A 10,948-nucleotide genomic window follows, 5' to 3' on the forward strand; every position below is an offset into this window, starting at 1 on the left:
ATTCTGAAGTTTTATTAAATATTAAAATTGATAATCAGGGAACTAAAAACTACCGCAAAATTGAAAATAAAAACCCATAAAAACCGCAATTTAGATATAATAAAAGCGAATGTTTTGTTATGATAGAAAATATAGATGTATCAGAAGTTAAAAGTGATACTGAATTTAAAGAAGCTATAGAAATATATGAAGAAGCTTTTCCTGAGGGGGAGAAAAGGCCGGTGGAAGATATTAAGCGGAATATTGAAGAAAATAATGAAAAAATGTTTATCGCCAGGCATAATGGAGATCCTGTATTATTTTCAATGATCTGGCCTGTAGAGAATACCGATTTTTTATTTCTGGATTACATAGCTGTTGGTAAAAATTACAGGGGGCAGGGCGTAGGTTCCATTTTTCTACAGAAAATATTCGATATAAGTGAAAACGTAAATTATAACCATATGATATTTGAAGTTGAAAATCCTGAAGAAGGCGACAATAAAAAACAGAGAAGTGAAAGGATTAAATTTTACAGGAGGGCTGGCGCAAAAACTATGACAGGATTCAAATACTTTTTGCCTCCAAGGAACGGCAGTAAATCCCAGGAAATGAAATTGATGATGATTTCAAGGAAAAATATAGGGAAGGTGAATGGAAAAAGGATTCAATCCACACTTTCACAAATTTATACACACATATACAACAGGAGCAGCAACGATAAAACCCTTAACGGGATACTGGATGATATACCTGAAAATATCACCCTTGAATAATCATAGCTTATTAATGCCTTCGTGAACTTTTACCGCTATGCCATTCCTGTAAAATCCCATCTCTTTGCCAGACACAGTTGCATGCCCTACTGCATAAAGATCGCCTGAAGCGCTGGTTACCATTACATCATTCCCGGCTATTATTTCCCTGTCGCAATCTTCTACAAATTTGAAAAATACGTTATATCCCTGTGAATTGAATTCCCCGCTGTCATCTGTGACTATTACACGGGATGCAGGAAAATCCAGCATATCATTCAATAATTTGCCACCATAAATTGAGAGCGTTAAAAATCCATCGTTTCTCATTGTTGCTATTATTTTTTCACCGCGTTTTATATTCCTTATATGGCCTGTAGCCTTTGATTTTATTATTTTATCTGAATTTACAAAAAGATTTTTCCGGGCTTTGAACTGTAAATGGAAAACCTCATTTATTTTTGAATGACTGTAATTTCTGATTTTTTCGCTGCCGGTTATTGAAGGGTCATAAAATGAGATATCATTGTTTATGGATTTCAGCCATGCTATATAGTCATCACGGTAAATTTTATCCAGTACCCCTGACGGCACCATCTGGCTAACCGGATATGTGTTTTCCAGCTCCATGGGTATAAAAATATCATTCCATTCTATGAGAAAGTTATAGTCTGTGGTTTCATATGACCTAAGTATATCATCAGAAACAGGGAATCCATGCCTCCACTGGCGGTAACTTACAAGAACTGTTTTTTTACCGTTGCTTATATAGTCCTCTGTGAATTTTACAAGGCGTTTTATGAACGTATTTTTATATGTAGAAGAGTTGAAAAAATATAAGGGGGATTTAAGGGAAATATTCCAGAACGGCTCTAAATTGTGATCAAGCATTTCCAGATAAGCCCTGTAAAGTGCAGGGTGCGCCATAGATTTTTCTTCCACATACTGGTAAAGGGTGTTTTCATATATCCTTTCCTTTATTTCTGTTATTTCGTTGAAAATAGCTTTAAGATTATGGAGCGATAACAACTTTAGCCGGGTTTTTTCATCGGCTTTGATCAATTCGACAGGAGAATATTTATTAAAAAGCGGGCTCCATTCAGGGAAGTCACGTATTTCCTTCAGGTTCCTTGTACCTTCTGTATAAAGCACCCTGTTGTCCTTTGCATATTTAATATAGGAAGCTGAATCGAAAATATCAACGCCCAGCAGAACAGAAAATGCAAAAAACATGGGATGCCCCCCGCCAAATAGATGCACGGGTTTTGAAAAGTCTGAATTTAGCTTTGAATTTATTATTATATTTACAAGGTCGCTATATCTGTAAGATTCAAGGAGTGGAACAACTCCGCCAATAGGTAGGTAAGAGGCTTCTGACATGAGTCTGGCTGATTCCCTCCTCAGGTCAGGGTATATTGAACCCTGTATTGGCCCGGCAATTATGGAATCCGGTGTGTTTACCTCCTGTAGCCTTCTGGATGTTTCGTATACTGCTGCCTTTGCCTGTTCATAGCTATCCTGGGGCTTGGTAAATATATCAAGTATGGTTATTATATCGCTTCCAATATCCTTCTGGAACTGCACAATTTCTTTGTTGCCATATTCTATATCACCGTATACATAACTCTGAAACGTGCCTGAATCTGTCATAATCGGGCCATCAAAATTTATTAGCCTGTGCACTCCGTGTTTAAGCGCATCCTGTTCAAGTGATGCTGTTCTTTTAATAATGTAACTATTTGTAATAACTGCCTGGACTCCAATAGATTTTAATTCTTCTTTGGTCAGGAAATTTAGATTTGGATTTATTACGGGCATTACGGTTGGAGTTTCTATATCTCCATGAGGAGTTGAAAATTTACCTATTCGCGCAAGCCCTTCCCTGAAAAACATCTGCATTATGGCTAATTTTTACATGATATTTAACTATTGGTCGATATTTGCGTGGTACTATAATCACGGGAAAAATTATAATAAATATTAAACCATTAAAAATAATGAAAGCTTATGTTTTAAAAGAGCCAGGGGTGCTTGAATTAATCAATACAGAAGCCAGGAAGCCTGATACTGGCGAAGTTCAGATAAAGACCAGGGCATGTGGCATATGTGGTACAGATTTTCATGCATACAATGGAAAACACCTTGCTGTCAAATATCCGGTGATCCCGGGGCATGAGTTTAGCGGGGTTATCACATCAATAGGTGAAGGTGTAAAATCATTTATGCCCGGAGACAGGGTAGTTGTTGATCCAAATATAACATGCGGGCAATGTGAATACTGCAAAGGAGGGAAGGAAAATTTCTGTGAAAATATAAAAACTGTTGGCATAAACTATCCAGGAGGATATGGCGAGTATGTCACTGTTCCGGAAAAGGTAGTTTATAAAATTCCTGATACTATGAGTTTTGAAGCCGCAGCAATTGTTGAACCTGTAGCATGCATAATACACGCTTTTGATAATACACATGTCCCCCTTGGCGGGTCAGCTATAATTTCAGGCACTGGTTTTATTGGCCTTGCATTTTTACAGATATTGAAGGGCATGGGATATTATCCTGTATACACCATGGACACGAATCCTACCAGAAACTTGCTGGCTAAAAAATATGGTTCTGATAAAATATACACGGGCATAGATGATTTAATGGAAAGCGATATTATAGGAAAGGCAAACGTTGTTGTTGAAGCTACAGGGTCCAATAGCATACTTTCTAAAACAATTGATATGGCTTCGCCTTCCGGAAAGATCTTCGCATTTTCTGTGTATCCGCCCGGTGAAAAAATTGAAATTGAGTCAAATAAAATATATAGCAAGGAGATATCAATCTTCGGAGATTTCGTAAATCCGTATACAATGAGGAAAGCAATTAATATGATAAGCTCCGGGCTTATAGATTATTCAGGGATGGAAGACCCTGTAATAAAAATTAACGATATTGGAAACCTCTTCCAATCCGGAAAGAGAAATTTTATAAAACCTTTGATATCCTATGAATGACAGTGCATATTCTGGCTTATTTTTTCCAGTATGGTAGATAATTTTTCTACATCATCCTCTGGCAGGGAGGAAATAGAATCGCCGATAATCGTTTTAATCATTTTTCCCACCTTATTATAAATTTTTAGCCCTTCATCTGTTATCTCTATGTTTATTACACGCCTGTCCTGGCTGCTATGTACCCTCTTTACAAGGTTCCTTTCTTCCAGGCCATCCGTTATATCTGTGACCCACCCCTTTGCAAGTGATAGGGTATCGGCCAGATATTTCATATTTTTTGGTTCAGAATGGACAAGATGAAGTATTTTATAATCTACCATGCTGAGGGATAGAGATGAAAGATGGGATTTTATTCTTACTGCGTATTCTCCCAGTATGCTGTCAAACAGAGACCATATATTCAGTGCATTATCCATGAATTCATCTCTTCATTTTTACTGCCTTGTCTGGCAATTCAGACTGATCTTTTGCTGATTTCTTATCGGCTTTCGTTTTCTTTGATTTGCTCAAGGGTTCACGTAGTATAGATATAATGGCACCTGCAAATACTATTGCAGCTCCAACGTAGAACACAATATGGAGCGACTTGATGAATGCCGGAGCAAAGATTGTGGGGAACCATGTCCTTGCCTCTATAATATGCTGTGCACTGGTTGGTATAGAGGACACAACATGCGCTGGCAAAAGCCCCAGAATAACTGTACCTGGATTTATTCCAAGAAGAGCAGCGAATATTGCCTCTGTCGGTGGGAGTTTTGACATTTCTCCAGCCAGTGTACTCCCGCCACCGGCAGATATCACAGCAGATGAAAGTGTGTGTGGCAGTGAAGTTGTTAAACCAAGTATAAGAATGGTAAAGAATATTCCCATACTGGCAGTTGTGCCTACATTTCTGAGGGTTGTTAGCATTCCTGATGCCGAACCCCTGACATCAGGAGAAACAGATGACATGACTGCGGCTGTATTTGGTGCCGTGAACATGCCCATTCCAGCTCCGAAAACAAACAGGAGTATGCCCATGAATATGTATATGAAATCGGCAGGAAGAAGAACAAGCAACAGAAGAGCTATTCCGGAAACTATTAAACCAAAAGATGCAAGCCATCTCTGGCCGTGTCTGTCAGAAAATCTTCCTGCTATGGGCCCGAAGATACCCATTGCAATGGTCATTGGAAGCATGTATATTCCTGCCCAGAATGGCACTGATGCATAGTGATAGCCGTGTATTGGAAGCCATATGCCCTGGAAGAGAATAATTATCATAAACATAAAGCCCATCATTCCCATGCTTGATATCATTCCGGCGAAACTTCCTGTAGCAAATCCCCTAATCTTGAAAAGGCTCAGATTGAACATTGGCTGCTTTACCTTTCTCTCCACGAAGGGGAAAAGTACCAGCAATACGGCGCCTATTATCAATGCAGCAATTACCCATGGATTTCCCCATCCCATAGGGCTTGATTTATAAGGTGCAATACCATAGGTGACACCGACCAGCAGTATAATTAGCCCTCCGGCAAATGTAATATTTCCGGGAATATCAAGCTTCTGCTTGATTTTTGGTGAGGTTTCCTTCAATTTCAGGTATGACCATACTGTTCCCAGAATGCCAACAGGGACGCTCACTAAGAATATGTATCTCCAGTTAATTGTAGCAAGTATTCCACCTACAACTATGCCTATGCTCATCCCGGCAGTAGCCGCTATGGCGTTTATTCCCAGTGCAAAGCCACGTTCCTCTTTCTTGAAATTATCTGTTATTATAGCGTAACTGTTTGCGAATATGAAGGAACCTCCAACAGCCTGGACAATTCTAAAGAATATCAGTTCCAGTGCTCCTGTATCTCCCTTTCCAGGAGTTAAATAAAGCAGTATAGAACCTATAGTAAATATAAGAAATCCTAAATTGAATAATTTTACCCTGCCGAATATATCTGATAATCGCCCTATAGTAACAAGCAATACGGCCGTTACTATCATATAACCCATAAGTATCCATAGTAAATAGACAAATGAATTTGATTTTAAAGGATCAAGATGAATGCCGCTAAAAATTGCAGGCAATGCTATGATTAGAATGCTCATGTTAATTGTAGCCATCAGCACGCCTATTGTGGTGTTTGATAACGCTACCCATTTTTCTTCTACCATGACAGTGAATTATTTTTAATTATTTAAATGTTATTTTACGAAATTATTTACCAATAAATGTTTGCTTATTAAATTAATAATATGTTCTGTATTTGATAGTATATACAGTGTTACTTAAATTATATAGAGAATAAACATTATGGATCTTGGTATAGCATGCATCATATACAACTTGCTTATCACAGCTTGTCATGGTTAAAAATCATTTCATATAGTAATATTCCCCGCTGGCCTTCTGTTGCCGGTCCAGTGCACTGTTTAATTTGTTTATTCTCGGGCGCCTTGTTGTTTCATCACGCCTGAATGTTATTCCCAGGTCTTTCAGGAACATGTTCATGCCATCTCTCATTTCCATGGGCCCTCTGGAGTTTCCGTATACCCCCTGTTCTCCCTTAAAAACTATAAGTGCATCAGAAATAAGGTCTATGAGGTAAATATCATGGTCAACCACTATTGCGCTTTTCTTATTGTTTTCTATTACACGCCTGATTATCCTTGCCACATTCATCCTGTATGAGGAATCCAGGTGTGCAGAGGGCTCATCAATTAGATAGAGGTCTGCATCGGTGGCAAGTGTCAATGCTATGGATGTCCTCTGGAGTTCACCGCCGGAGAGGTCTCCTATATAGTTATCATATAACTCTGAAACGTTCATAGGCGAAAGGATTTCATTTTTTATGAATACATCCTCCATTTTTTCCTTCAATGCGGTTGATAGCAGTTCGTATACAGTACCTTCGTAATCAGTAGATATGTACTGTGGCTTATATGCTATTTTGAGTTCGTTTTCAACTGAGCCTGAATCCGGTTTAATAACACCTGAAAGTATCTTAACAAAGGTGGTTTTTCCAAGTGCATTCTGCCCGAGGACACCTATGATTTCTTCCCTGTTAATGTAACCCTCTCCGATATTCAAATTAAAACTGCCGTAGCTTTTTTCCATTGCAGTCCAGGATGTAACCTTGGTTGTTACTGAAGTCCTTTTGCTTGATTTTACTGTAAAATCTATGGATGTCGGCCTGACCCTTACATTTTCCTCACGGAGATATCCTGATAGAAATGCGTTTATAGCCTTATTTGTGCTCTTTTCCTTTGTTATTACACCGTATGCACCCGGGCTTCCGTATACAAGGTTTACCTGGTCGGCCATCTTGTCCAGTATGGCAAGGTCATGTTCAACTACCATGACAATTTTTGATTGTGAAAGCTTTCTTATTATATCTGAAACCCTTATTCTTTCATTAATATCAAGATATGATGAGGCTTCATCAAAGAGATATATGTCAGCATCTTTCATAAGCGTAATTCCGATAGCAAGCTTCTGTAGTTCACCGCCGGAGAGCTCTTTTACATCCCTTCCAAGGAATGTTTTCATTGAAAGGTCATCTACTATAATATCCATATTGCCATGGTCATTGTCCTTCATTATGTCCCTTACTGTGCCGCTGGCAACGCGCGGTATGAGGTCTACATATTGATTTTTCAGGACAGCTTTTTTTGTCCCATTATAGAGGTCCCTGAAATACTGCCCCATGATGCTTTTCGAAAATCTTTCTATAACGTAATCCTTATCGTTCTTTTTGCTTATATTTCCAAAATTTGGTATAAGGACACCTGAAAGTATATTCATTGTTGTTGTCTTTCCAAGGGCGTTCTGCCCGAGTATAGCATTAACCCTGCCTGTTCCGAGTTCTGGAAGTGAGTATAGCCGGAATGAATCTATTCCATATTGATGTACTATATCCTTGTTTAATTCGTCCGGGACACTTACAATTTTAATTGCACCAAATGGGCACCGGTTCACACAAATACCACAGCCTATGCAGAGTGATTCAGTAATTACCGGAAAATCATCGGATTGCCCTGGAAACTCTATAGTTTTAGCACCACTTCTAACAGGAGGGCAGTAATATCGGCATTCATGGTTGCACTTTTTCGGGTGGCACCTTTCCCTGTCTAAAATCGCAATATGCATTGGTAATCATCCCGGCCTTATTCGCCTGGCTTCCAGTATTCGTCAGGTATCTCACTGTAGATATCAAACCTGCTGTCGTGTTCCACTTTGTTGCTTATATTCATTTCAGCAAGCTCCAGGACACGCAAGACGTTAAGGAGCCAGTAATGGATACGCCATTCCCTTCCATCGAAAAGTGTTGTTTCTTCCCTTTCCGTTTCCAGGATTCCAAGATCTTCCATTGTATAGAAAACATCCCGGTCTTCCGGTTCCAGCATATTATCAATTACCCTTGTGCTATAACCGAAGAAGTTAATAATATGCTCTGCAGATGATTGCGATTCTTCAATACCCATCTTCCGGTTTTGCAAACTTAGCCCATTGCTAATTGCTTTTGAAAGTTCGTCTATTTTCACATATGCCCTGCTTCTTAATTTTGCTATTTCCATGCTACTTGTTGCCATATCAATTCCTCTTTAAAGTAAACATACCTTATTGTACCGCAACTTATAAGGTTATTCAATTTATAATATTGCCATTACTATATATTAATTTTATGTAAAATATAGTGCAATTTACTATATACTCTATATATTGTATATAGGTAATATTTATAATATTTAGGTGACTAATTAGACAAGTGATTCAATGAGTTCAGCCATAGACAGGTCAATGGATGAGGCAAAAACATCGAAATTTCATTATAAAGTATTATTTATTTCAGGGCTTGGATTTTTTACAGATGCATATGACCTTTTTATTATAGGTGTGGTGATACTGCTTTTGCCATATGCCGGTTGGCATAATATCAGCATATTTTACAAGGGTCTCGTTACCTCTACAGCACTGCTTGCTGCTGTTATAGGTTCCGTTGTGTTTGGGAGGCTTCTGGATTATTCTGGAAGAAAAGCAATATATGGGTTCGAGCTGGTAGCACTCATAGCCGGGTCTCTTGGTAGTGCCTTCCTTACTCCTGTAAACAACATATTCATGCTGCTTTTCTGGAGGTTCCTCTTAGGGGTAGGAATTGGTGGTGATTATGCAACAAGTTCCACCATAATGACTGAATATTCCAGTACAATGAACCGGGGTAAATTTGTGGGTATGATATTTTCAATGCAGAGTTTCGGGCTTATAGCAGGACCACTTATATCCATAGCATTTCTTTCAAACTATGTTTCACCTTACATAACATGGAGGCTTCTACTGGCAATAGGGGCGATACCGGCTATTATAGTAATATATTTCAGGAGAACCATGCCGGAGCCACCAAGATATACTGCAGATGTCAGGGGCGATTACAAACTGGCTGCTAAAAATCTAAAAACTTTCGCAGGTTTAGACTCAACAGGCAGCAAAGGCAAAACAATCAATGCACCATGGTATGTGTTATTCAGGGACAGGAAATTTCTGCTCACCCTTATAGGCACAGCAGGTGCATGGTTCCTGATGGACTGGGCTTTTTATGGAAATTCCATAATGTCCAACAGCATATTATCGTTCCTTGTCCCGTCAACGGTATCTGGCATACACTCCATAATTATGACAAATGAATATTCTGCAATAATATTCGGCGTTGCTGCATTTCCCGGTTACTGGATTGCTGCTTTCACAATAGACAGGATCGGGAGAAAGCCTGTGCAGATTACCGGCTTTGCAATGATGGCAATTTCCTTCGGAATTATATCGGCATTTAGCTTCCTGACCACCTACAGGTTCCTTGATTATTTACTGCTCCTGTATGGAATAAGCTACTTCTTTATTATGTTCGGGCCCAATGTAACAACCTTTGTATATCCACCTGAGGTATTCCCGATTTCAACAAGGGGGCTCGGCACAGGAATATCAGCAGCTGGCGGCAAAACTGGCGCCTTTATAGGCACCCTGGCAGATACTATTATATTATCCATAACAGGATTGCATTTCCTCATGGGAATGCTTGCCATAATAGCGGCAATTGGATTGATACTCACAATAGTGCTTCTTCCAGAAACAAAACGCAGGGATCTTGGGGAAACATCCGGCGAGGCAAGATATGCTGAATGGAAATAAATTAAAGTTATTAATAGATGCAGTGTGAGATTTATGGAATTGATATTTCCCGACAGTATAAATAAGAATTATTTAAATATTTACGAAGAATCAGAAAATGGAAAGATTGTAATTGAGGGGAAAAAGTATACCTTTAGTTCTGTTAAATTTGAAAAAAGCATTTTAAAGGAATTTTATATTAAAAACCATATTTTTGAAGGGTATGAGGATGAAATTTCAGCAAAGGCAGAAAACAAAATTACAAACAAAAAATCACTTATAATGGGAATACTCAATGCAACACCGGATTCGTTTTTCGAAGGCTCAAGAATAAGTAATAAGGAAATAGTGGATAGTATGCTTGACGCAAAGCCTGACATTATAGACATAGGTGGCGAGAGCACCAGGCCAGGAAGCAAAATGGTAGACCCGGAGACAGAATTCAACAGGATAAAAGATGTGCTTGAGTATATAAAATCATGTTCAAACATACCTGTTTCTGTTGATTCCAGGCATTTATACACCATATCCCGGGCTATGGAGTATGGGATAGAATATATCAATGACATTTCTGGATTTTCAGATCCCGGGATGATAGACATCGCTGCCGGAAGCAACGTTAAATGCATTGTAATGCATATGAGGGGAAACCCGGAGAATATGGGAGAATACACAGATTACGATAATTTATATTTCCAGCTCAACAGATATTTCTATAACAGGGCAGATGAGATGGTTAAGAAAGGCATTAACCCTGAAAATATAATCCTTGATCCTGGCATTGGCTTTGCCAAGGATTTTAATGGAAATATGGATATTTTAAGTTCTCCATGGTCATTTTTTATTGGATTTGACACACTTTTTGGAACATCAAGAAAGGGATTTATAGGTAAGATAACAGGGAGCACTGTAAAGGAAAGATTGGGAGGAACCATAGCATCATCGATTTATCTTAACAGCAATGGAGTTGACATATTAAGGGTACATGATGTAAGGGAAAACAGGGACGCTATTAATATGTATAATTATATCAAAGGTTATATAAAAGATTATTAAATTACAGTATGCTACTCATCTTC

The 10,948-nt window shown here is 38.6% G+C and carries 9 protein-coding genes; 4 read left to right on the forward strand and 5 right to left on the reverse strand.

The window, feature by feature from the left end:
- Positions 1-119 precede the first annotated feature (119 nt).
- On the forward strand, positions 120-755 hold the full coding sequence (locus fad_RS08615) for a GNAT family N-acetyltransferase (RefSeq protein ID WP_081143069.1): 636 nt from the start codon (positions 120-122) through the stop codon (positions 753-755).
- Here fad_RS08615 and tgtA read toward each other — a convergent pair whose 3' ends face one another.
- Positions 756-2,633 (reverse strand): tRNA guanosine(15) transglycosylase TgtA, encoded by a 1,878-nt coding sequence (gene tgtA, locus fad_RS08620; protein ID WP_048074045.1) that lies wholly within the window; start codon positions 2,631-2,633, stop codon positions 756-758.
- 98 nt (positions 2,634-2,731) lie between these two features.
- Between tgtA and fad_RS08625 the strand changes: the two genes are divergently transcribed.
- Positions 2,732-3,733, forward strand: coding sequence for an alcohol dehydrogenase catalytic domain-containing protein (locus tag fad_RS08625; RefSeq protein WP_019841519.1), 1,002 nt, complete (start codon positions 2,732-2,734; stop codon positions 3,731-3,733).
- On the opposite strand, the gene fad_RS08630 is transcribed toward fad_RS08625, so the two are convergent.
- The 4 genes from fad_RS08630 to fad_RS08645 all read right to left on the reverse strand — a co-directional run bounded on the left by fad_RS08630 (position 3,724) and on the right by fad_RS08645 (position 8,302).
- On the reverse strand, positions 3,724-4,149 hold the full coding sequence (locus fad_RS08630) for a MarR family winged helix-turn-helix transcriptional regulator (RefSeq protein WP_009886891.1): 426 nt from the start codon (positions 4,147-4,149) through the stop codon (positions 3,724-3,726). The two genes, fad_RS08625 and fad_RS08630, sit on opposite strands and share 10 nt — an antisense overlap.
- Positions 4,150-4,153: 4 nt before the next feature.
- On the reverse strand, positions 4,154-5,884 hold the full coding sequence (locus tag fad_RS08635; protein WP_009886892.1) for an MFS transporter: 1,731 nt from the start codon (positions 5,882-5,884) through the stop codon (positions 4,154-4,156).
- Positions 5,885-6,086: 202 nt separating this feature from the next.
- Entirely contained in the window at positions 6,087-7,859 is a 1,773-nt protein-coding gene (locus fad_RS08640; protein ID WP_009886893.1) for a ribosome biogenesis/translation initiation ATPase RLI, read from the reverse strand.
- 17 nt (positions 7,860-7,876) lie between these two features.
- Positions 7,877-8,302 (reverse strand): DUF6015 family protein, encoded by a 426-nt coding sequence (locus fad_RS08645; protein ID WP_019841520.1) that lies wholly within the window; start codon positions 8,300-8,302, stop codon positions 7,877-7,879.
- A 184-nt stretch (positions 8,303-8,486) separates the two neighbouring features.
- Between fad_RS08645 and fad_RS08650 the strand changes: the two genes are divergently transcribed.
- Positions 8,487-9,890 carry an MFS transporter gene (locus tag fad_RS08650; protein ID WP_081143070.1) on the forward strand — a complete coding sequence of 468 codons (1,404 nt, stop codon included), beginning with the start codon at positions 8,487-8,489 and terminating at the stop codon, positions 9,888-9,890.
- A 33-nt stretch (positions 9,891-9,923) separates the two neighbouring features.
- A complete protein-coding gene (gene folP / locus fad_RS08655) occupies positions 9,924-10,925 on the forward strand; it encodes a dihydropteroate synthase (RefSeq protein ID WP_009886896.1) in 1,002 nt (333 codons plus the stop codon).
- The last annotated feature ends 23 nt before the right edge of the window (positions 10,926-10,948 follow it).

It is taken from the genome of Ferroplasma acidiphilum (assembly GCF_002078355.1).
GTDB classification, from domain to species: Archaea; Thermoplasmatota; Thermoplasmata; order Thermoplasmatales; family Thermoplasmataceae; genus Ferroplasma; species Ferroplasma acidiphilum.